Source organism: Streptacidiphilus sp. PAMC 29251 (genome assembly GCF_054208735.2).
Map to the genome: position 1 here is coordinate 6916786 of NZ_CM135725.2, position 22065 is coordinate 6938850.

Annotated in this window: 16 protein-coding genes; 9 read left to right on the forward strand and 7 right to left on the reverse strand. The window is 71.6% G+C overall.

The annotated features are described in order from the left end of the window. Window positions 1–175 precede the first annotated feature (175 nt). Window positions 176–1888, reverse strand: coding sequence for a maltose alpha-D-glucosyltransferase (treS, locus tag ACXKR8_RS33025; protein WP_458268235.1), 1713 nt, complete (start codon window positions 1886–1888; stop codon window positions 176–178). Next, on the reverse strand, window positions 1885–3861 hold the full coding sequence (locus tag ACXKR8_RS33030; protein ID WP_458275143.1) for an alpha-1,4-glucan--maltose-1-phosphate maltosyltransferase: 1977 nt from the start codon (window positions 3859–3861) through the stop codon (window positions 1885–1887). The genes treS and ACXKR8_RS33030 overlap by 4 nt, the downstream gene beginning before the upstream one ends. Before the next feature lie 804 nt (window positions 3862–4665). Between ACXKR8_RS33030 and glgP the strand changes: the two genes are divergently transcribed. The 6 genes from glgP (at window position 4666) to ACXKR8_RS33060 (ending at window position 10392) form a co-directional block, all read left to right on the forward strand. After that, window positions 4666–7350, forward strand: coding sequence for an alpha-glucan family phosphorylase (gene glgP, locus ACXKR8_RS33035; protein ID WP_458268236.1), 2685 nt, complete (start codon window positions 4666–4668; stop codon window positions 7348–7350). A 179-nt stretch (window positions 7351–7529) separates the two neighbouring features. Further along, a complete protein-coding gene (locus ACXKR8_RS33040) occupies window positions 7530–7880 on the forward strand; it encodes a hypothetical protein (RefSeq protein WP_458268237.1) in 351 nt (116 codons plus the stop codon). Beyond that, complete coding sequence (locus ACXKR8_RS33045) at window positions 7877–8845, forward strand: hypothetical protein (RefSeq protein WP_462099941.1); 969 nt, start codon at window positions 7877–7879, stop codon at window positions 8843–8845. The genes ACXKR8_RS33040 and ACXKR8_RS33045 overlap by 4 nt, the downstream gene beginning before the upstream one ends. Continuing rightward, window positions 8821–9111 carry a hypothetical protein gene (locus tag ACXKR8_RS33050; protein WP_462099942.1) on the forward strand — a complete coding sequence of 97 codons (291 nt, stop codon included), beginning with the start codon at window positions 8821–8823 and terminating at the stop codon, window positions 9109–9111. Before ACXKR8_RS33045 ends, ACXKR8_RS33050 begins: the two co-directional genes overlap by 25 nt. A gap of 1 nt (window position 9112) precedes the next feature. Next, complete coding sequence (locus ACXKR8_RS33055) at window positions 9113–9661, forward strand: hypothetical protein (protein ID WP_458268240.1); 549 nt, start codon at window positions 9113–9115, stop codon at window positions 9659–9661. Then, complete coding sequence (locus ACXKR8_RS33060; RefSeq protein WP_458268241.1) at window positions 9658–10392, forward strand: hypothetical protein; 735 nt, start codon at window positions 9658–9660, stop codon at window positions 10390–10392. The genes ACXKR8_RS33055 and ACXKR8_RS33060 overlap by 4 nt, the downstream gene beginning before the upstream one ends. Before the next feature lie 196 nt (window positions 10393–10588). On the opposite strand, the gene ACXKR8_RS33065 is transcribed toward ACXKR8_RS33060, so the two are convergent. The 5 genes from ACXKR8_RS33065 to glgX form a co-directional block, all read right to left on the reverse strand. After that, window positions 10589–12478, reverse strand: coding sequence for an ABC transporter ATP-binding protein (locus tag ACXKR8_RS33065; RefSeq protein WP_458268242.1), 1890 nt, complete (start codon window positions 12476–12478; stop codon window positions 10589–10591). After that, the gene (locus ACXKR8_RS33070; protein ID WP_458268243.1) at window positions 12475–14310 is read right to left on the reverse strand and encodes an ABC transporter ATP-binding protein; all 1836 of its coding nucleotides are present in this window, start codon (window positions 14308–14310) and stop codon (window positions 12475–12477) included. Before ACXKR8_RS33070 ends, ACXKR8_RS33065 begins: the two co-directional genes overlap by 4 nt. Window positions 14311–14525: 215 nt before the next feature. Beyond that, window positions 14526–15266, reverse strand: coding sequence for an anti-sigma factor family protein (locus ACXKR8_RS33075; protein WP_458268244.1), 741 nt, complete (start codon window positions 15264–15266; stop codon window positions 14526–14528). Further along, window positions 15263–15802: a sigma-70 family RNA polymerase sigma factor gene (locus ACXKR8_RS33080; protein WP_458268245.1), complete on the reverse strand. Its 540-nt coding sequence runs from the start codon at window positions 15800–15802 to the stop codon at window positions 15263–15265. The genes ACXKR8_RS33075 and ACXKR8_RS33080 overlap by 4 nt, the downstream gene beginning before the upstream one ends. 31 nt (window positions 15803–15833) lie before the next feature. After that, on the reverse strand, window positions 15834–18020 hold the full coding sequence (gene glgX / locus ACXKR8_RS33085) for a glycogen debranching protein GlgX (protein ID WP_462100710.1): 2187 nt from the start codon (window positions 18018–18020) through the stop codon (window positions 15834–15836). Between the two features lie 348 nt (window positions 18021–18368). Here glgX and ACXKR8_RS33090 point away from each other — a divergent pair, with 348 nt between their 5' ends. From ACXKR8_RS33090 to ACXKR8_RS33100, 3 genes are all read left to right on the forward strand, one after another. Continuing rightward, the gene (locus tag ACXKR8_RS33090; protein ID WP_458268247.1) at window positions 18369–19583 is read left to right on the forward strand and encodes a L,D-transpeptidase; all 1215 of its coding nucleotides are present in this window, start codon (window positions 18369–18371) and stop codon (window positions 19581–19583) included. Between the two features lie 222 nt (window positions 19584–19805). Further along, entirely contained in the window at window positions 19806–21086 is a 1281-nt protein-coding gene (locus ACXKR8_RS33095; protein WP_458268248.1) for a L,D-transpeptidase, read from the forward strand. 122 nt (window positions 21087–21208) lie between these two features. Further along, entirely contained in the window at window positions 21209–21982 is a 774-nt protein-coding gene (locus tag ACXKR8_RS33100; RefSeq protein ID WP_458268249.1) for an enoyl-CoA hydratase/isomerase family protein, read from the forward strand. Window positions 21983–22065 lie beyond the last annotated feature (83 nt).

Consider the following 22065-nt stretch of genomic DNA (forward strand, 5'->3'; position numbering starts at 1 on the left):
ACCCGGCAGCAGATCGGCCCGAGGGTGGCTCGGGAGCGCTGCCGGGTACGCCAGTCTTCCGGATTCTGTCGGCGTGGGGGCTACGGCACGCGGCAGCTGACCGGGTGTCACGCCATTTGAGTGGTGGTGTGGGTCGCTCTGCTCCTGAGGGGTGGACGGATCGATCGGTGGCCGGCTACTCCGACCTGCGCAGCCGGAACCAGTAGAAGCCGTGCCCGGCCAGCGTCAGCAGGTAGGGCAGCTGACCGATGGCGGGGAAGCGGACCCCGCCGATCAGCTCCACCGGGAACCGCCCTTCGAACTCGCGCAGGTCCAGCTCCGTCGGCTGGGCGAAGCGCGAGAAGTTGTTCACGCACATCACGATGTCGTCCCCGCCGTCGGGCAGGGTCAGCGTGCGGACGAAGGCGAGCACCGCGGGGTTGCTGGAGGGCAGCTCCGCGTACGAGCCGAGCCCGAACGCCGGGTTGAGCTTGCGGATCTCGATCATGCGGCGGGTCCAGTGGAGCAGTGAGCTGGTGCTGCTCATCTGCGCCTCGACGTTGGTCACCTGGTAGCCGTAGACCGGGTCCATGATTGTCGGCAGGTTGAGCCTGCCCGGGTCTGCCGAGGAGAAACCGGCATTGCGGTCCGGGGTCCACTGCATCGGGGTGCGGACGCCGTCCCGGTCGCCCAGCCAGATGTTGTCGCCCATGCCGATCTCGTCCCCGTAGTACAGGACGGGCGAGCCGGGCAGGGAAAGCAGCAGCGCGGTGAACAGCTCGATCTGGTTGCGGTCGTTGTCGAGCAGCGGCGCCAGCCGGCGGCGGATGCCGACGTTGGCCCGCATCCGCGGGTCCTTGGCGTACTCCGCGTACATGTAGTCGCGTTCCTCGTCGGTGACCATCTCCAGGGTCAGCTCGTCGTGGTTGCGAAGGAAGATGCCCCACTGGCAGCCGGACGGGATCGCCGGGGTCTTGGCCAGGATCTCCGCGACCGGGTAGCGGGACTCGCGCCGGACCGCCATGAAGATCCGCGGCATCACCGGGAAGTGGAACGCCATGTGGCATTCGTCACCGCCCTTCTTGAAGTCGCCGAAGTAGTCGACCACGTCCTCGGGCCACTGGTTGGCCTCGGCGAGGAGCACGGTGTCCGGGTACTCCTCGTCGATCTGGGCCCGGACCTTCTTCAGGAACTCGTGCGTGGCCGGGAGGTTCTCGCAGTTGGTGCCCTCCTGGGTGAAGAGGTAGGGCACGGCGTCCAGCCGGAAGCCGTCGATGCCGAGGTCGAGCCAGAACCGCAGCGCGGCCATGATCTCTTCCTGGACCGCCGGGTTCTCGAAGTTCAGGTCGGGCTGGTGCGAGAAGAAGCGGTGCCAGAAGTACTGCTTGCGGACCGGGTCGAAGGTCCAGTTGGAGGTCTCGGTGTCGACGAAGATGATCCGCGCGTCCGGGTACTGCTTGTCGTCGTCGGCCCAGACGTAGTAGTCCCCGTACGGGCCCTCGGGGTCGTTGCGGGAGGCCTGGAACCAGGGGTGCTGGTCGCTGGTGTGGTTCATCACGAAGTCGATGACCACGCGCATGCCGCGCTGGTGGGCCGAGTCGACGAACTCCACGAAGTCGGCGAGGTCGCCGAACTCGGGCAGCACGGCGGTGTAGTCGGCCACGTCGTAGCCGCCGTCGCGCAGCGGGGAGGCGAAGAACGGCGGCAGCCACAGGCAGTCCACCCCGAGCCACTGCAGGTAGTCCAGCTTGGAGGTGAGGCCGCGCAGGTCGCCGACCCCGTCCCCGTTGCTGTCCTGGAAGGAGCGCACCAGGACCTCGTAGAACACGGCGCGCTTGAACCAGTCGGGGTCGCGGTCCTTCTGCGGGGTGTCGGTGAAGGTGTCGGGTACGGGTTCGTTGACGATCACGAGGCGGCCCTCCGGACCGTGAGGATGTGAGCCGGCTGGTGGGTGGGGTCCAGCCGGACGTAGTTGTTGACGCCCCAGCGGTACTGCTCCCCGCTGAGTTCGTCGTGGACCTCGATCTGGTCGTTCCAGTCGAGTCCGAGGGCGGGCAGGTCGATGGAGAGGGTGGTCTCCTGGGTGTGGTGCGGATCCAGGTTGACGATCACCAGCACGGTGTCCTCGCCGCCGTCGGCCGTGGCGGCCCGTTTCGAGTAGGCGAGGACCTGGTCGTTGTCGGTGGCGTGGAAGCGCAGATTGCGCAGCAGCTGCAGCGAGCGGTGCTCCCGGCGCAGCGTGTTCAGCGTGGTCAGCAGCGGCGCCAGGGTGTCGGTACGGCTCCAGTCACGCGGCCTGAGCTGGTACTTCTCCGAGTCCAGGAACTCCTCGGAGCCGGGCTTCACGGCTGCCCCCTCATACAGCTCGTACCCGGCGTAGATCCCCATGCTGGGGGTCAGCGTCGCGGCCAGGATCGCCCGGATCGCGAAGCCGGCCCGGCCCCCGTGCTGCAGATAGGCGTGCAGGATGTCCGGGGTGCTGGGGAAGAAGTTGGGCCGCATGTACGAGGCGGCCTCGCCGGAGAGCTCGGTCAGGTACTCGATCAGCTCCTGCTTGCCGGTGCGCCAGGTGAAGTAGGTGTACGACTGGTGGAAGCCGACCTTCCCCAGGGTGTGCATCATCGCCGGGCGGGTGAACGCCTCGGCCAGGAACAGCACGTCCGGGTCCTTGCGGGCGATCTCGCCGAGCACCTTCTCCCAGAACACCACCGGTTTGGTGTGCGGGTTGTCGACCCGGAAGATCCGCACCCCGTGCTTCATCCAGTACCGGAGCAGCCGAAGGGTCTCGGTGACCAGGCCGTCGAAGTCCTGGTCGAAGTTGACCGGGTAGATGTCCTGGTACTTCTTCGGCGGGTTCTCGGCGTAGGCGATGGTGCCGTCGGCGCGGGTGGTGAACCACTGCGGGTGCTTCTCCACCCACGGGTGGTCCGGGGAGCACTGCAGCGCGAAGTCCAGGGCGACCTCCATGCCGAGCTCCGCGGCCCGGGCCACGAAGGCGTCGAAGTCCTCGATGCCGCCCAGGTCCGGGTGGATCGCGTCATGGCCGCCCTCCGGCGAGCCGATCGCCCAGGGCGAGCCGACGTCGTGCGGTCCGGCCTCCAGCGAGTTGTTGGGGCCCTTGCGGAAGGCCCGGCCGATCGGATGGATCGGCGGCAGGTAGACCACGTCGAAGCCCATCGCGGCCACGGCCGGGAGCCGTTCGGCCGCGGTCCGCAGGGTGCCGCTGACCGGCGGGCGGTGGCCCTCCCGGTCGACCACCGCGCCCTCGGAGCGGGGGAAGAACTCGTACCAGGAGCCGTAGAGCGCGCGCTCCCGGTCCACCTGCAGCACGGCCGGTCGGGAGGCGGACACCAGTTCCCGCAGCGGGTACCGGGACAGGGCCCGGACCAGCGGTTCGGCCAGCGCGGCGGCCAGCCGCTGCTCGGCCGGCAGCTCCGGCCTGCGCAGCGTGGCGGCGGCCGCCAGCAGGCCCGCGCGCCCCTCCCGCTTGGGTACGCCGGAGGCGGCGCGCTCCAGCAGCAGCGCCCCCTCCTCCAGCACCAGCTCGGTGTCGATGCCGGCCGGGACCTTGATCTCGGCGGCGTGCCGCCAGGTCGCGAACGGGTCGCTCCAGGCCTCGACGGTGAAGGTCCAGCGGCCGGGGGAGGTGGCCACCACCTCGGCGCCGAGCCGGTCGGTGCCCGGGGCCAGCTCCCGCATCGGGGTCCACGGGCCGCTGCGGCCCCTGGGGTCGCGCAGCACGACATTGGCGCCGATCGCGTCATGGCCCTCGCGGAACACCGTCGCGCTGACCTCGAAGGGCTCGCCGACGACTGACTTGGCGGGGCGTCCGCCGCAGTTCACCTGCGGGCTGACGTCCAGGACGGGGATACGGCCGATCATGTGCTGCTGCTCGCCCTCTGCGGTGCTCTTGGCGGTGCTCTTCGCGGTGCTCCTGGTGGTGACCACGGTCTTCGGGTGCGACTTCGCGGGCACCGTGTTCGCGGGCGCCGCGGTGCGGACCGGCACTGCGGTTTTTCGTGGACGGGGGGTACGCGGGGCGGGTGTGGCCGGACCTGCTTCCATCGACGGCTGCTCCTTGCGCGTTTCCCGCATATCCCGCTCCTGACCACGATTCGGCGGTGACTGTTGTTCCGATCCTGCGCCTGCCCCGAACGGGTGACCCCGACAACCTTCCCCGGGACCTGATCGTCAACCTGGTGAGTACCCGTCACCGCTGTCGTGCCCCCGTATGCGCCGGGGCGCGCACCGGCCTGCGCGCGCTCCGACAAGTTCATGGGTGACGCGGTGGACCGCTGCGTACAACGACCACGTGGGGAGGGGGACACGCGCAGCTCTGCGCGTCCTGCGGGGAGAAGTTCGGAGATGTTCCCGGGGGTTCGCCGGACCTGGCTCGATCCTCGCACCGTCGGGGGGTTCCACGCACGGGTATCCGCACGTTTCGGCAGGTGTGAACGACAGTTCGGTGTGTACGACAGTGTGCGCGAGCCTTCCGTGCGACAAACATGCGACGGAGACATTTCAGCCAAATGAACATGCGCCCCCGTGCGCCGTCGTGCGCTGCCCCCGTTCGGGTGAAGGGGCGCCCCTGCGGTCGCTCCGCTGACCCGAGTATTGCTCCTATCCAGGTCGCAAGCCTCCCTGACCTCCTTCGCAGCAGCGCCAGGTCACGCTATCTTCGCTTGGGTGAAGGCAATCCGACGTTTCACGGTCCGCACCGTCCTGCCCGAACCCCTTCAAGCCCTGGGTGAGTTGGCACTCAACCTGCGCTGGTCCTGGCATCCGGAGACCCGCGACCTGTTCCGCGAGGTCGATCCGGAGACCTGGGCGGCCGCCGGCCGCGACCCGGTCCGGCTGCTCGGCCAGGTCGCGCCGCAGCGGCTGACGGCCCTCGCCGCCGACCGCAGGTTCCTGCGCAGACTCGGCGACGCCGCCGACGACCTGCGCGACTACCTCACCGGTCCCCGCTGGTACCAGGACCAGCAGGCACTGCCCGAAGCACCGAACCTGCCCGCCGCCATCGCCTACTTCTCCCCCGAGTTCGGCATCACCGCGACCCTGCCGCAGTACTCGGGCGGCCTCGGCATCCTCGCCGGGGACCACCTCAAGGCCGCCAGCGACCTCGGCGTCCCGATCATCGGGGTCGGCCTGCTCTACCGTCACGGCTACTTCCGGCAGTCCCTCTCCAAGGACGGCTGGCAGCAGGAGCGCTACCCCCTGCTCGACCCCAACGAGCTCGCCGTCAGCCAGCTGCGCGAGCTCGACGGCAGCCCCAGCACCGTGTCGCTGGCCCTCCCCGGGGGCCGCCGACTGCACGCCCGCATCTGGAAGGCCCAGGTCGGGCGGGTTCCGCTGCTGATGCTCGACTCCGACACCGAGGAGAACGCCGCGTCCGAACGCGACGTCACCGACCGCCTCTACGGCGGCGGCAGCGAGCACCGGCTGCTGCAGGAGATGCTGCTCGGCATCGGCGGGGTCCGGGCCGTCCGCACCTTCTGTCGGCTCACCGGCCACCAGGCCCCCGAGGTCTTCCACACCAACGAGGGCCACGCCGGCTTCCTCGGTGTCGAACGCATCCGCGAGCTCGCGGCCGGCGACGGCGTCAGCGAGAAGTCCGAGCGGCTGGACTTCGACACCGCCCTGGAGGCGGTCCGGGCCGGCACCCTGTTCACCACGCACACCCCGGTCCCGGCCGGGATCGACCGCTTCGACCGCGACCTGGTCCGCCGTCACTTCAGCGGCGACACCCAGCTGGACGGCGTCCCGGTCGAGCGGGTGCTCGCGCTCGGCTCGGAGAGCTGGTCGGGCGGCGACCCCAACCTGTTCAACATGGCCGCGATGGGCCTGCGGCTGGCCCAGCGCGCCAACGGGGTCAGCACCCTGCACGGCCAGGTCAGCCGGGGCATGTTCAACGGCCTCTGGCCCGGGTTCGACTCCGAGGAGGTGCCGATCACCTCGGTCACCAACGGGGTGCACGCGCCCACCTGGATCGACCCCCAGGTGGTCCGGCTCGGCGCCAAGGAGATCGGGGCCGGACTCGCCGAAGAGGCGATGATGGTCGGCGGCTCCCGGCGCTGGCACGGCATCGAGGCCATCCCCGACCAGGAGATCTGGGAGCTGCGCCGACGGCTGCGGGAGCAGCTGGTCGACGAGGCCAGGGACCGGGTCAGGGCCTCCTGGCGGCAGCGCGGCGCGACCGACGCCGAGCTGGGCTGGGTCGCCGGGATACTGGATCCGGACGTGCTGACCATCGGCTTCGCCCGGCGGGTGCCCTCGTACAAGCGGCTGACGCTGATGCTGCGCGACCCGGCCCGGCTGCGCGGGCTGCTGCTGCACCCGACCCGGCCGATCCAGATCGTGGTGGCCGGCAAGGCGCACCCGGCGGACGACGGCGGCAAGCGGCTGATCCAGCAGATGGTCCAGTTCGCGGACGACCCGGCGGTGCGCCACCGGATCGTCTTCCTGCCCGACTACGACATGGACATGGCCGGGGCGCTCTACCCCGGCTGCGACGTCTGGCTGAACAACCCGCTCCGCCCGCTGGAGGCCTGCGGCACCTCGGGAATGAAGTCCGCGCTCAACGGCGGGCTGAACCTCTCGGTGCTCGACGGCTGGTGGGACGAGTGGTACGACGGCTCCAACGGCTGGGCGATCCCCACCGCCGAGGGCCTCGGCAGCATGGACCCGGACGGGCCGGAGGCCGACCGCCGCGACGACATCGAGGCGGCCGGGCTCTACGACCTGATCGAGCACCAGGTGGCGCAGCGCTTCTACGACCGGGGCGCGGACGGGCTGCCGCCGCGCTGGATCGAGATGGTCAGGCACACCCTGATCACCCTCGGCCCCAAGGTGCTGGCCGGCCGGATGGTCCGCGAGTACGTGGAGCGGCTCTACACCCCCGCCGCCGAGGCCAGGCGCAGCCTGGCGGGCGACGGCGGCTACGCGGCGGCCCGCGAGCTGGCCGCGTGGAAGGCCAGGGTCAGGGCGGCCTGGCCGGCCGTCCGGGTCGACCACGGCGAGACCGCGGACAACGCGGACAACGCGGAGCTGGGGAGCACCCTGGCGCTGCGGGTCCATGTCGCGCTGGACGGGCTCGACCCGGCCGACGTGGACGTCCAGGTGGTCTCCGGACGGGTCGACGACGCGGACCGGATCACCGACGCCACCGCGGTCTCGCTCAAGCCCGCCGACCGTGCCGACCTGGACGGCCGCTGGCGCTACGAGGGCCCGCTGGAGCTCGGCCGCACCGGCCCCTTCGGCTACACCGTCCGCATCCTCCCCTCGCACCGGCTGCTCGCCTCCGGCGCGGAACTGGGCCTGATCGCGGTCCCGGCCGAGTCGGGCGGGATGGACTCCGGGCTGCTGCGGTAGGCGGCGCCCTCTTCAAGGGGGCACGGCAAGGGGCCACGGCCCGGGTCGCACACGAACCCGGACCGTGGCCCTTTGCCGAATCGGCCGACCCCTGCCCGCCTGGAGCCCCCGGCCGATTCGGTAGGCTGCCACCCCATCAACATGACGTCACGTCATGTACACGGGTACGGGGGAGACGCATGGCTTCGGGGTTCGAGGTCGAACCGGCGCGGCTCAGTTCGCTGGCAGCGGATCTGGGGCGGTCGGTCGACAGCATGGCGTCCGCACGGCAGGCGACGGAGTCGGCAGGTGGCGGGCGGACCGGTGAGGTTTCGCTGGACAAGGCCTGCGGCGAGTTCCGCGACAGGTGGGGCTACGGGTTGAAGCAGCTCGGCACCACCACACACGCGCTGGCCCAAGCGCTGGATGCCACCGCGAAGGCGTACCTCGCGGTGGAGCAGGCCGTGGCGAAGTCCTTCGGCGGCCTGGGCGCGGGGTCCGGTACGGGATCGACGGCGGGTTCCGGCGAACCCGGTGGTGGGCAGATATGAGCGACGACGACGCATTCCCCGGTCTCGGCTTCGACCCGGCCCCCGGTTCCCTGGACACGGTTGCCTCGCTGGCCTCGTCACTGGCGTCCGCCCAGAAGGAGCTGGCGAGGCCTACGCGACGGTACGGCAGGTCGCCTCCGGCGGCCAGGAGTGGCAGGGCGCCGCCGCCGAGGGGTTCGCCCTGCGGCTCGGCCAACTGCCCCGGCACCTGGCACACCGCGCAGCAGTCTTTTGGCGATGCGGCGAAGGAGTTGGAGACCTGGCAGTCCCAGCTGGGCGGCATGAAGAGCCAGGCTGCGGAGCTGGAGGCGCGGGCCGAGAGCGCCCGCGCGGCCGTGCTGCAGGCCAAGGGTGCTCCGGGCCTCCAGCTCGCCGGACAGACCTTCAGTACCGGCCCCGAACTCCAGCAGGCCGAGCAGCGCTACCAGGCCGCCGCCCGGACGCTGAACAGCGCCGAGGCCGACCTCGACGGACTGATCAGCCAGGCGCAGCGGCTGCTGGGACAGCACCGCGACCTCGGCACGGCAGTGGCCAAGGCGGTCGAACGTGCCGCGGAGTCGGCTCCGCCGGGCCCGGGGTTCTTCAGCCGGATCCTCGACGGGATGGACGCCCTGGTCCAGGGGCAGATCCAGCTGGCCGAGGATGTCGAGAGCTGGGTCAAGGCCCACGCCAACGCCATCAACGCGGTCGGGGACATGCTGGCGACGGCCAGTACGGCGCTCGGGATCGTGGGCTGCGTCCTGGACTGCACGCCGCTGGCCCCGGTCGGCGCCGCCCTCGACGTGACCTCGTCCGTCCTGGCCGGAGGCGCTCTCGTGGCGCACCTGGTGGCCAAGGCCGGGGGTGCGCCCGTGTCCCGCACGACGCTGATGGAGGACGGGATCGGCGTGGCCACCCTGGGGTTCGGCAAGTCCGCGGAGGCCGTGGGGAGGCGGCAAAGGTGGGCGAGAAGGCCCCGGCGGTGATCCGGGCGCTGGCGAAGGGGGACAACTTCAGCGGCGCGCTGAACGCCGTCGGTCTCAGCCTGTCGATGAAGGACGCGTCGGCCGACCGTACCGGGATGGGCTACTTCGCCCCCCGGACCAGGGGCCAGCTCGCCGTGCTCGCGGCCGGGAACCTGGTGCCAGGGGTCGGTTCGCTGGTGGGGCCGCTCGCGGTCGGGTTCGAGAACGCCTGGAAGCACGGCAGCGCCGAGGACCGCGCCGCGGCTGCGGCCAAGGGTGGTGGCTGAGATGTACGGCACGGTTCGGTTCGAGGGCTTCGCGACGCGCCTGCTGTTGGACCAGGACACGGTGGTCTTCGCCGGGGAGCCGTACCAGCCGCCGCCCGTCCTGGCGGTCTGGATCGCCTACCTCTACGGCTACTCCTTCACACATGTCGACCCGGTGACCGGGCCGCACCGCACGGTGGTGATGCACTTCGTCCGCGACGACGACCCCGAGGCCCGCCGCCGCAGCGGGTGGATGCGCAACCCGGCGGCCGACCCCGCCTTTCCCTCGCCGGTGAGCTGGGTGATCGGCGGTGACGGTTTCAACCCGCCCGGCTGGCGTCCGGATGTCCGGGTGGTGGTCCCGCCCGAGCAGCAGGCGTCGCTGGCCTCCATGCAGCAGGAGTTGGAGCGCGAAGCCGGCAAGCAGTCGTACGGGAACTACGCGCCGCCGCCGCGATCCGGCCGGCCGGTCCACCCGCCCGGGCCGCCGCCCGATGTCATCGCCCACCCGGACCAGCCGCGACAGCCTTACGACCGGAACGACAACCACCCAGGGGGACCGGAGCAGTGAGCACACCTACCCTGGCCTCGTTCGAGGTCGACTTCCGACTGCCGCCCGACTTCCGGGAGATTATCGCCGGAGCCTCTCCGGAGGAGGCCCGCGACGCGGTCACCGCCCGCTACGGCCCCGAGGTCATGGCGACGATCCCGGCTGTGCTGCTGGACGCCGCCGTGGCGGTGTACGAGGAGGCGTCCGCCCGGCTCGGACGCGAGGGCGTCTTCTACGCCGCGGGCTGCCTGGGGCTGATCGACGGGGACTTGACGCTCTCCTCGCTGACGGTCGCCAGGACCCAGGTGGACTGCCCCAGTCCGGGGACCGCCGTCGACGGCGTCGTCCGGATCATGGGCCGCGGTCAGGGCTCCGACCTGCGCCAGGCCAAGCGCTACGAACTCCCGGCGGGCCCTGCCGCTGTGGTGGTCGAGTCCTCGGTCGGGCTGTTGCTGCCCGCCGCCGACCTCGGCACGGACGAGGACCTGCCGCTCCAGGTGGCCACCCTCCAGGCGTACATCCCGGTCCCGCGCGCCGCCGACCCCACAGCCGGGACGATGGTCGTGGTCACCTTCAGCACGCCCAGCGTGCGGCACTGGGAGGTCTACTGTCCGGTCGTCGTCGACCTGCTGCGCAGCCTCCGCTTCCCTGCCGCCGAGGCCGCGTCGGTGCCGCCTCCGCCAGCCCCGCAGTCCGCGTCCCCCGCCCCGGAGGCCCCCGTGCGCTCCACCATCAGGAACGCCCTGGGCTGACCCGGGGTCACCCGATCACGTCGGTGATCCGGGCGGCGGCGGGGAACGAGGCCAGGGCCTGGCGAAGGCGCTCCGGGTGCCGTGTCGGTACGCCCAGGACCGGGGACTCGGTCCAGGGCCTGCGCCTCTTCTGCCGGGCCCGACTCCGCACCGGAGCACTGCGGGGAGGCGCCAGGCCTTCCGGCTCGGGGCCCGGTCAGACCAGGCTGTCGCGCCAGGCCTCGTGGAGGCGGCTGAAGCGGCCGGTGCCGGCGATCAGGTCGGACGGGGTGCCGTCCTCGACGATGCGGCCCTGCTCCATCACCAGGACCCGGTCCGCGATCTCCACCGTGGACAGCCGGTGGGCGATGATCACGGCGGTGCGCCCGGCCAGGACCGTGCGCATCGCCTCCTGGACCGCCCGCTCGCCGGGCACGTCCAGCGAGGAGGTGGCCTCGTCCAGGATCAGCACCGCCGGGTCGGCGAGCAGGGCCCGGGCGAAGGCGACCAGCTGGCGCTGGCCCGCGGAGATCCGGCCGCCGCGCTTGCGCACGTCGGTGTCGTAGCCCTCCGGCAGGGCGCGGATGAAGGCGTCCGCGCCGATCGCCGCCGCGGCGTCCTCGACCTCCTGCCGGGTCGCCCCGGGGCGGCCGACGGCGATGTTGTCGGCGACCGTCCCGGAGAACAGGAAGGACTCCTGGGTCACCATCACCACGCCCCGGCGCAGCTCGGCGGTGGCCAGCTCGCGCAGGTCCACGCCGTCCAGCAGCACCCGGCCGCCGGTCGGGTCGTAGAACCGGGCCAGCAGCTTGGCCAGGGTGGACTTGCCGGCGCCGGTGGCGCCGACCACGGCCACGCTCTGCCCGGACGGGATGTCCAGCGAGAAGGGCGGCAGCACCTGCTTGCCGGTCCGGTAGGAGAAGCCCACCTCGTCGAAGACGATCTCGCGCCCGGCGTGCGAGCCCTCGGGCCGGTCCGGCAGCGGCACGGCCTCGACCGGCTCGGGGACGGAGGGCTCGTGCGCCAGCAGGCCGGCGATCTTCTCCAGCGCGGCGGCCGCCGACTGGTAGCTGTTGACGAACATCGCCAGCTGGTCGATCGGGTCGAACAGCCGCCGCAGGTACAGCACGAAGGCCGCCAGCACGCCCAGCTGCAGCTCCCGCTCGGAGACCAGGTAGGCGCCCCAGAGCACCACCCCGACGATCCAGAGGTTCGCGGTGGCCCGGGCCGAGGCGATGAAGCGGGCCATGGACAGCATGCTGTCCGCGTTGGACTTGGCGTACTCGGCGTTGGCGATGCCGAAGGCGGCCTCGTTGGCCTCCTCGCGGCGGAACGCCTGGACCGGGCGGATGCCGTTCATGGTCTCGGTGAAGCGGACGATGACCGTGGCCACCGCCGTCCGCGAGCGCCGGTAGATCTCCTTGGAGCGCCGCCGGTAGGAGCGCTGCAGCAGGAACACCGGCACCGCCGAGGCGACCGAGGCCAGGCCCAGCCGCCAGTCCAGGACCAGCAGCAGCCCGCTGATGTAGAGGATCTGCAGGGCCACCGAGAGCAGCTCCTGCAGGCCCTCGCTCAGCAGCTCGCGGACCGCGTCCACGTCGCTGGTGGCCCGGGAGATGATCCGGCCCGAGGTGTAGCGCTCGTGGAAGTCCAGGCTGAGCAGCTGGGCATGACGGAAGATCCGCTGCCGCACGTCCAGCAGGATGTCCTGGTTGATCAGCCCGGAGATCCGGATGAAGGAGCGCTGCAGCAGCGTGGCCAGGGCCGCGCAGCCGAGGTAGCCGGCGGTGACCGCGATCAGCGGTCCGGAGTCGTGGTCGCGCAGCGCCGGGATGCCCCGGTCGATGGCGATCGACACCAGCAGCGGGCCGACCTGCAGCGCGGCCTGCTGCACCACGATCATCAGCATCGCGAACAGGATCCGCCTGCGGTGCGGGCCCATCAGCGAGCCCAGCAGGGCCCGGGGCGCGCCCGGCGGGACCGGGATGTCCTCGCCCTCGGCCGGGGCCGCCCCGGGCAGCAGCGACTGCTCCTCGGGCAGGCCCTGTTCCTGGTCCTTCTTCCGGTCCTTCTCCCGGTCCTTGAGACCGGTGCCGCTCTCACTCATGCGTTGCTCCTCTGCCGGGCCGCGCTCAGCTCTCCGGACATCAGCTCGCGGTAGGCCGCGGAGGACTCCAGCAGCTCGTGGTGCGTGCCCACGGCCGCGATCCGCCCGTCGACCAGCATGGCGACCCGGTCGGCCAGCATCACCGTGCTCGGCCGGTGCGCCACCACCAGCGCGGTGGTGTCGGCCAGGACGCGCCGCAGCGCCTTCTCGACCAGCGCCTCGGTGTGCACGTCCAGCGCCGACAGCGGGTCGTCCAGCACCAGGAACTCGGGCTGCCCGACCACCGCGCGGGCCAGCGCCAGGCGCTGCCGCTGGCCGCCGGACAGGCTCAGCCCCTGCTCGCCGACCTGGGTGTCGGGGCCGTGCGGCAGCGCCCTGACGAACAGGGCCTGCGCGGTGTCGAGCGCCTGCTCCAGCGCCTCGTCGTCCGCCTCGGGGGCGCCCATCAGCACGTTGTCCCGGACCGAGGCGGAGAACAGGGTCGGTTCCTCGAAGGCCACCGAGACCAGTTCCCGCAGCCGGGGCCGGGGCAGCTCGGTGATGTCGGTGCCGTCCAGGGTGATCCGGCCCGAGGTGGAGTCGTAGAGCCGGGGGAGCAGCGCCGTCAGCGTGGTCTTGCCGCTGCCGGTGGTGCCGACCAGCGCCATCGTCTCGCCGGAGCGGATGTGCAGGTCGATGCCCTGGAGCAGGTCCGGGGTGTCGTCCGGGGCGTCGGCGTAGCGGAAGCGGACGCCCTCGAAGCGGATGCCGTCGCCTTCGCTCTCGTTGACCTCGGCGACCGGCTGCTCCTCGGCGACCGGCTGGTCCTCGGCGTCCGCCAGCGGGGCGTCCATCACCTCGAAGAAGCGGTCGGTCGCGGTCGCGGCCTCGTTGCTGTAGGCCAGCAGCCAGCCCAGCGACTCCACCGGCCAGCGCAGCGCCAGCGCGGTGGACAGGAAGGCGACCAGGGTGCCGGCCGTGGTCACGTCGTGGGCGACCTGGACCACGCCCAGCGCCAGCGCGCAGGCGAGGGCCAGCTCGGGCAGGCCGACGATGACCGCCCACAGGTTGGCCAGCAGCCGGGCCTTGTTCAGCTCGGTGCCGCGCAGCTCGCGGGCCTGGTCGCGGAAGCGCTGCGCCATGCTGCGGTGCCGGCCGAACGCCTTGAGGATGCGGATGCCGAGCACCGACTCCTCGACGATGGTGGCGAGGTCGCCGTTCTGGTCCTGGGCCAGCCGGGCGGCGGCGGAGTAGCGGCGCTCGAAGTAGGAGCACAGCATGATCAGCGGCACCGCCGGGATCACCGAGATCACCGCGAGCTGCCAGTCCAGCGCGAACATGATGCCGATGCCGATCACGAACACTGTCGAGTTGACGATCAGGAACACCAGCGGGAAGGCCAGGAACAGCCGGATGGTGAACATGTCCGAGGTCGCCCGGGAGAGCAGCTGCCCGGACGGCCAGCGGTCGTGGAAGGTCACCGGCAGCCGCTGCAGCCGGGCGTAGAGGTCGGCCCGCATGGTCCGCTCCACAGTGGACAGCGGTCTGGCCAGTATCCAGCGGCGGAGCCCGAAGAACAGCGCCTCGGCCAGGCCGAGCGCCAGCAGCAGCAGGGCGGGCCACCAGAGCGCGCCCGCGTCGTGGTGCGACACCGGGCCGTCCACGATCTGCCTGAGCACCAGCGGGATCAGCAGCCCGGCCAGCGACGCGACCATGGCGGCGGTGGTCGAGGCCAGCAGGTACCAGCGGATCGGCCGGGCGTACGGCCAGATCCGGACGAGTGAGCGAACGGTGGAGCGCGGCTTGGGGGGCGCGGGTGTGTCGTCGTGATCGGGCGTGGGCGGCTCAGTCATGGCGGTTACGTCCGGTCTGTCGGCTTCCGGGGTGTCCGGAGCTGTTGATTCCGGTGGGAGCGGCGTTCGTGACGCGGTCTCGAGCGGGGGCAGGGTGGAGTCAGGCATCGTCTGTGAGCGTACGGGTCCCCACTGACAATCCTCATCTGGTTTTTAGCTGCCCTGGTGGCGGGCCCGCCCACCGGGCCCGCACCTGACCTGCCACGCTGCCTGCGTCAGCTCGGGGGCAGCCGCACCAGCATCGTTCCGGAGCCGTCCACAATGTCCAGCCCGGTGATCTCCGCGGGGCTGATCGAGGTCGAGGCGGGGACCAGGGCGGAGGGCGAGTAGCCCGAGCCCCAGGTGCCGGCCGTCTCGCTGCGCCCGTCGGTGCCGTGCACCACCAGATGGCAGGTGATGCCGGAGGGCAGACCGCCGAGCTTCAGCTCGAACTGGGTCCCCCAGGCCTTGGGGATGATCGCCGCGCTGGCCGACACATGGGTGGACGGGTCGGTCGCGCTCCAGGTCGCCGCCGCGACCGGGGGACGGGTCGGCGCCGGATTGTCACGCCCCACCGCCGCGTACACCGCGACCGCGGCCACGCAGGCGGCCAGTGCCACCCCGGCCGCCGTGACCAGGCCCCGCCGCCGCTGCCTCCGGTGCTGCACCGGCCCAGACCCGGGCGCGGGCTGCTGCTCGGGCATGGCCTGAGGCTCGGGCGCCGGCTCGTGGCTCGGCTGCTCGTGGCTCGGCTGCTCGCGGACCGGGCTCAGCGACTCCGCCGCGGCCGCCGCCTCCGGCAGCTCCTCGAACGGGGTGTGCCGCAGCAGCCCCGGCAGCGGGGCGAGCTCCAGCAGCTCGGCCCGGCAGTGCTCGCAGTCCGCGATGTGCAGTTCCATCGCTCTGCGCTCGTCGGGGTCGAGGGCCCCGAGCAGATAGGCGCCGAGCGAGACGCTCTCCTGGCACGGTGTCGTCATCGGGATGTCACCCCTCTCTCCTCCAGTACGTTGCGCAGGGCCCGCAGCCCGTAGTAGCAGCGGGATTTCACGGTGCCCAGCGGCACCCCCAGGTGCTCTGCCGTCTCGGCGACGGTTCGGCGCAGGTAGTAGACCTCGATCAGCACGTCCCGGTGTTCGGGCCGCAGCCCGCGCATGGCCTCCAGCATCTGCCACCGCTCCAGCATCCGGTCGAGTTCCTGGTCGCCCCCGTCCGGGTCCTTGGCCCAGCCGCCGCTGTCGTCCTCGGGCAGCGGCGACTCGGCCGGCCTGGCCTTCACCTTGCGGTAGGCCGAGACCACCAGGTTGTGCGCGACCGTGTGCAGCCACGGACCCGCCCGGTCCAGGTCGAGCGAGTCCTGGTGCTGCCAGGCGCGCAGGAAGGTCTCCTGCACGATGTCCTCCGCCCGCTGGTAGTCGCCGTGGACGAGCCCCAGCACTCGCCCGAGCACGGAGCGCCCGTGCCGGGTGTAGAGGGAGCGCACGAACTCGGAGTCGCGCGCCGACGAATGGTCCACACCCCCAGTACGCGCCACCAGCGCGGATGGTTCAACCGTTGGTGCTGTCCGCTTCACCGCCGTCCCGGTCCCTGGCGTACGCCGCCTTGGCCCGTTCCCGGCCCCGGGCCCGCAGCAGCAGCAAGGATCGTCCCGGGAGGGTGAGCGTGCTGCCGGCCGCGTGCCGTCCGCCGGGTTCGGCCGACTGGTCCTCCAGCGAGGTGTCCACCACCGTCTCGAAGGCCTCGGCCCAGGGCGCGCCCGGCAGTACGAAGCGCAGCGGGCGGTGGTGGGCGTGCAGCACCAGCAGGAAGCTGTCGTCCCTGACCTCCCGTCCCAGCGGGTCGCGCTCGGCCATCTCGTCCCCGGCCAGGTACATGCCCAGGGTCGCGCCGGGGCTGTACCAGTCGGCCTCGGTCATCTCCCGGCCGCGGGCGGTGAACCAGGCCAGGTCGCGGAGGCCGCCGGGGTGGGTCGGGCGGCCGGAGAAGAAGCCGCGCTGGCGCAGCACCGGGTGCTCCCGGCGCAGCCGGATCAGCCGGGAGGTGAGGTCGAGCAGCGACTGCCAGCCGGGCTCCTCGCGCGGGACCGACCAGTCGATCCAGCTGGTGGGGTTGTCCTGGCAGTAGGCGTTGTTGTTGCCGCCCTGGGTGCGCCCCATCTCGTCTCCGGCCACCAGCATCGGCACCCCGGTGGAGAGCAGCAGGGTCGCGGTGAGGTTGCGCAGCTGCCGCCGGCGCAGCGCGTTCACGGTCACCGACCCGGTCTCGCCCTCCACTCCGCAGTTCCAGGAGTGGTTGTCATTGGTGCCGTCCCGGTTGTCCTCGCCATTGGCCTCGTTGTGCTTGCTGTTGTACGAGACCAGGTCGCGCAGGGTGAAGCCGTCGTGCGCGGTGACGAAGTTGACCGAGGCGTACGGGCGCCGGCCGCCCTGCTGGTAGAGGTCGGAGGAGCCGGCCAGCCGGGAGCCCAGCTCCCGGACGTCGGGGCGGGCCCCGCGCCAGTAGTCCCGCACGGTGTCCCGGTACTTGTCGTTCCACTCGGTCCACAGCGGCGGGAAGCCGCCGACCTGGTAGCCGCCGATGCCGATGTCCCAGGGCTCGGCGATCAGCTTGACCCGGCTCAGCACCGGGTCCTGCGAGACCGCGGAGAGGAACGGGGCCAGCATCGAGACCTCGAACGGCGAGCGGGCCAGCGCCGCGGCCAGGTCGAAGCGGAAGCCGTCCACGCCCATCTCGGTGACCCAGTACCGCAGCGAGTCGGTGATCAGCCGCAGCACCTGGGGCTGGTTGCTGTCGAGGGTGTTGCCGCAGCCGGTGAAGTCGGCGTACGAGCGCCGGTTGTGCGGCTGCAGCCGGTAGTAGCCGGCGTTGTCGATCCCGCGCAGCGACAGGGTGGGGCCGCCCTCGTTTCCCTCGGCGGTGTGGTTGTAGACGACGTCCAGGATCACCTCGATCCCGGCCGCGTGCAGCGCCCGCACCATCTGCTTGAACTCGGTGACCTGCTGGCCCCGGGTCCCCGAGGCTGCGTAGCCGGCGTGCGGGGCGAAGTAGGCGATGGAGTTGTAGCCCCAGTAGTTGCCGGCCCCGCGCTGCTGCAGATGCTCCTCGTCGGCGAACTGGTGCACCGGCAGCAGCTCGACCGCGGTCACCCCCAGCGCGGTCAGATGGGCGATCGCGGCCGGGTGGGCCAGCCCCGCGTAGGTGCCGCGCAGTTCCTCGGGGATGTCCGGGTGCTGCTGGGTGAAGCCCTTGACGTGCAGCTCGTAGAGGACGGTGTCGGCCCAGGCGGTCTTCGGCCGCCGGTCGTCGGACCAGTCGTCGTCGTCATGGACCACCACCGCCTTGGGCATGTGCCGGGCCGAGTCGCGGTTGTCCCGGACGGTGTCCGCGACCTCGCGCTCCGGCCAGCCGCGGACGTGCCCGTACATCGAGTCGTGCAGCCGGAACTCGCCGTCCACCGCCCTGGCGTACGGGTCCAGCAGCAGCTTCGCCGGGTTCCAGCGGGCCCCGGTCCAGGGGTCCCAGCGGCCGTGCACCCGGAAGCCGTAGCGCTGTCCTGGCAGCACGCCGGGCAGGTGGCCGTGCCAGATCTGGAAGGTCTGCTCGACCAGCGGGTAGCGGCTCTCCTGCCCCTGCTCGTCGAACAGGCACAGCTCGACCGCCTCCGCGCCGGCCGCCCAGAGCGCGAAGTTGGTGCCGGGCCGGCCGTCCGGGCCGAGGTGGAACCGCGCCCCCAGCGGCTGCCAGCTGCCGGGCCAGACCGGTACCGCCGGTGCGGCGGCCGGCCCCCCTGCGTCTCCGTCTCCTCGGGCAGCTGCACCTCGGCCGGCACCAGCTGCAGCCTCGCCCGTTCGGGTGCGCCCCCTTCGCGGCCGACCCCTTCGGGCGCAGCCCGGTCACCCGCCCCCTGCCAAACCGCCATGACGTGTCCCTCCCGCTGCGGGGAGTCCCGTTCCCCGACTGAAATGTACGTTCCCTTCCTGGTGGCAGATGTCACGTGCCGGGGCCGACGGATCCGCAGGCCGGACGTGTCCCCGCCCGCCAAGCCTCGTTGATCATTGTCGACGAGCGAAGGAGCACTGACGGTGGGTCAGCACAGCGGGGCATGGCACGCGACGACACGGTGGACCGGACGGGCCCTCGGGCTGGCCGCGCTGGTGCTGGTGGCGGGCTGCGGAAGCAGCTCCCACCAGCCGGTATCCAGCGACGCGGCGCCCGCGGTGTCCACCGCCGCGGTCACCGTCACCCCCGGCGACGGCGCCGCGCAGGTCCCGGCCCAGGGCGGCGTCGGCGTCACTGTCCGTTCCGGGCGGCTGACTCAGGTCACCCTCAAGGACGACCGGGGCGACCTCGTCCCGGGGGCGGTCGCCGCCGACGGGGAGTCCTGGAAGCCGACCGGCAAGCTGCTGGCGGAGACCCGCTACACCCTGGACGCGGTCGCCACCGACGCCCGGGGGCTGCAGGCGGCCAAGCACGCGGTGTTCACCACCCTGGTGCCCAGGAACACCTTCATCGCCTTCTACACCCCGGAGAACGGCAGCACCGTCGGCGTCGGCATGGAGGTCTCGCTGCGCTTCAACCGCGCCGTCACCGACCGGGCCGCGGTCGAACGCGCGGTCCGGGTGACCGCGGTCCCGGCCGTCCCGGTGGTCGGGCACTGGTTCGGCGGCAACCGGCTGGACCTCCGTCCCGAGCACTTCTGGAAGGCCGGCACCCGGGTCACCCTGGCGCTGCGGCTCAAGGGCGTCGAGGGCGCCCCGGGCGTGTACGGGACCCAGGACCGGAAGGTCGTCTTCAGCATCGGCCGGTCCCAGGTCAGCACCGCCGACGCGGTCTCCGACCAGCTCACCGTCCGCCGCGACGGCGCGGTGCTGCGCACCCTGCCGATCTCCGCGGGCGGCCCCGGGCACGCCAGTTACAACGGGATCATGGTGATCTCCGAGATGGACCGGGTGACCCGGATGAACTCGCAGAGCGTCGGCCTGGGCGACGAGTACGACATCCCGGCCGTCCCGCACGCCATGCGGCTCACCGACTCCGGCACCTTCGTGCACGGCGTGTACTGGCGTCCCGCCTCGGTCTTCGGCAGCGAGAACACCTCGCACGGCTGCATCGGCCTGCACGACGTCAAGGGCGGCACCAGCGACACCACTCCGGCCGGCTGGCTCTACGACCACTCGATGCCGGGCGACGTGGTCCAGGTGGTGGGCGCGCACGGCGACCCGGTCGCCCCCGACAACGGGATGAGCGGCTGGAACCTGCCCTGGGCGCAGTGGATCGCGGGCAGCGCGCTGCACTGACGCGCGGCACCGACGCGGTGTCCTGGGTGTCCCGAGGGGTGCCGGAATTCTTAGGAACGCCCGATAGGCTCGCCCCGGCCATGTGAGACGGCGCACAAAGTCCACCCCCTGATGCAACTGGGAAGCGTGGCTCGGCGTTCATAGAGGTTGTACATCCGGGATGGGGAGAGTCGGTTGAATTCGGCACGGGCTGTTGAGGCCACCAGAGACACCAAGGACGCCATGAACAAGGACGCGCGGGCCAGGGGCAGGGGGATGCGGCGCGGCGCCGGGCGCGGGCTGCTGGCGCTGGCGGTCGGCTCCGCCCTGCTGCTCACCGCCTGCAGCAGCGGCGGCGGGAGCACCCCGTCCGCCCTCGGCGGGGGCGGCGGCGCGTCGGCGTCGAGCGGCGCGTCCAGCGGCTCCGGTGACGCCGCGAGCGCGTCGCCGAGCAACTCGGCCGCGGTGGTGACGATCCTGCCGAAGAACGACTCCACCGACGTGGACACCACCGGTGCGCTCAAGGTCAGCGTCGCCTCCGGCAAGCTGACCGATGTCAAGGTCACCGCCTCCGACGGCGCGGCCGTGGCCGGCGCCCTCGCCGCCGACGGCAGCAGCTGGGCCCCGTCCGGCGCGCTGCGCAGCGGCACCAAGTACACCGTGGTCACCACCGCGGTCGACAGCAACCAGGCCACCGTCTCGGACAAGTCGACCTTCACCACGCTGACGCCGGGCAACACCAACATCGGCAACTTCAACGTCGACCCCGGTGCCACCTACGGCGTGGGCATGGAGGTGTCGATCACCTTCACCCACAGCGTCAGCAGCGCGTACAAGAAGGCGGTGCTGAAGGCGATCACCGTCAGCGCCTCCCCGGCGGTGGACGTCGAGGGGCACTGGTTCGGCGACAACCGGATCGACTTCCGCCCGCAGTCCTACTGGGCGCCGGGCACCAAGGTCACCCTGCACCTGCACCTGGACGGCGTGCGGACCGCTTCCGGCACCTACGGAAAGCAGTACAAGGACGTCAAGTTCAGCATCGGCCGCAGCCAGACCAGCGTCGCCGACAACACCGCGCACACGCTGAAGATCTACCGCAACGGCGCCCTGTACCGGACCCTGCCGGCCAGCCTCGGCGACCCGGAGCACACCACGTACAACGGCAAGATGGTGATCACCGAGAAGGACCCCGTGGTCGACATGGACTCGACCACGGTCGGCCTGGGCAACGCCTACCGGATCAAGGACGTGCCGCACGCCATGCGGCTCACCACCTCGGGCACCTTCGTGCACGGCAACTACTGGCGGCCGCTCTCCACCTTCGGCAGCCAGAACACCTCGCACGGCTGTGTCGGCCTGCACGACGTCAAGGGCGGCGGCAGCTCGACCACCCCGGCGGCGTGGTTCTACAACAACTCGATCATCGGCGACGTGGTCCAGGTGGTGCACTCGCCCGACAAGATCGTCTCCCCGGACAACGGCCTCAACGGCTGGAACATGTCCTGGTCGGCCTGGACCGCCTGACCGCCCCGGTCCGCTGACGGCCCCGCTGTGCTGACGGCCCGCCACTCGAACCTGGAGTGGCGGGCCGTTAACATGCGTTCACCCCCTCCCTCGGGGGCAGACCCGATCCGTGGAGGTACCGCATGACCGCGTTCGTCACCCTCGAAGTCGAGGACGCCGTCGGTACGATCCGGCTGGCCCGGCCGCCGATGAACGCCCTCGACGCGGAGATGCAGGACCAGCTCAAGCAGGTCGCACAGGAGGCCGCGAGCCGCGCCGACGTCCGCGCCGTGGTGATCTGGGGCGGCGAGAAGGTGTTCGCCGCGGGGGCGGACATCAAGGAGATGCAGCGCATGTCCTACACCGACATGGTCGAGCGCGGCGGCGCCCTGCAGGACTCCTTCACCGCGGTGGCCCGGATCCCCAAGCCGGTGGTCGCGGCGGTGACCGGCTACGCCCTGGGCGGCGGCTGCGAGCTGGCGCTCTGCGCCGACATCCGGATCGCGGCCGACAACGCCAAGTTCGGCCAGCCGGAGATCCTGCTCGGCCTGATCCCCGGCGCGGGCGGCACCCAGCGGCTGTCCCGGCTGGTCGGCCCGTCCCGGGCCAAGGAGCTGATCTTCAGCGGGCGCCAGGTGCGCGCGGACGAGGCGCTGCGGATCGGCCTGGCCGACCAGGTCGTCCCGGCGGAGGAGGTCTACCCGACCGCCCTGGCCTGGGCCGCCCGGCTGGCAGCCGGCCCCGCCTACGCGCTGCGCGCGGCGAAGGAGGCGGTGGACCGCGGCCTGGAGACCGACCTGGACACCGGTCTTGCGATCGAACGACAGCTGTTCGCAGGTATGTTCGCCACGGAGGACCGGGAGATCGGTATGCGCAGCTTTGTCGAGGAGGGGCCCGGCAAGGCCAAGTTCCGCTGACCTGCGGATTGGCGGCTTGGCCGGATCATCACACTGTTAGGCCTCGGGCATATGCCAGAAGCAATGATGATTCTTTACGCATT

What these genes read in the sequence shown, in the direction of transcription:
- ACXKR8_RS33045 (WP_462099941.1), top strand. Translation starts at nt 7,877, where the DNA reads ATGAGCGACGACGACGCATTCCCCGGTCTCGGCTTCGACCCGGCCCCC.
- ACXKR8_RS33075 (WP_458268244.1), bottom strand. Translation starts at nt 15,266, where the DNA reads ATGACGACACCGTGCCAGGAGAGCGTCTCGCTCGGCGCCTATCTGCTC.
- ACXKR8_RS33070 (WP_458268243.1), bottom strand. Translation starts at nt 14,310, where the DNA reads ATGACTGAGCCGCCCACGCCCGATCACGACGACACACCCGCGCCCCCC.
- ACXKR8_RS33040 (WP_458268237.1), top strand. Translation starts at nt 7,530, where the DNA reads ATGGCTTCGGGGTTCGAGGTCGAACCGGCGCGGCTCAGTTCGCTGGCA.
- ACXKR8_RS33055 (WP_458268240.1), top strand. Translation starts at nt 9,113, where the DNA reads ATGTACGGCACGGTTCGGTTCGAGGGCTTCGCGACGCGCCTGCTGTTG.
- ACXKR8_RS33030 (WP_458275143.1), bottom strand. Translation starts at nt 3,861, where the DNA reads ATGATCGGCCGTATCCCCGTCCTGGACGTCAGCCCGCAGGTGAACTGC.
- ACXKR8_RS33065 (WP_458268242.1), bottom strand. Translation starts at nt 12,478, where the DNA reads ATGAGTGAGAGCGGCACCGGTCTCAAGGACCGGGAGAAGGACCGGAAG.
- ACXKR8_RS33100 (WP_458268249.1), top strand. Translation starts at nt 21,209, where the DNA reads ATGACCGCGTTCGTCACCCTCGAAGTCGAGGACGCCGTCGGTACGATC.
- ACXKR8_RS33095 (WP_458268248.1), top strand. Translation starts at nt 19,806, where the DNA reads ATGAACAAGGACGCGCGGGCCAGGGGCAGGGGGATGCGGCGCGGCGCC.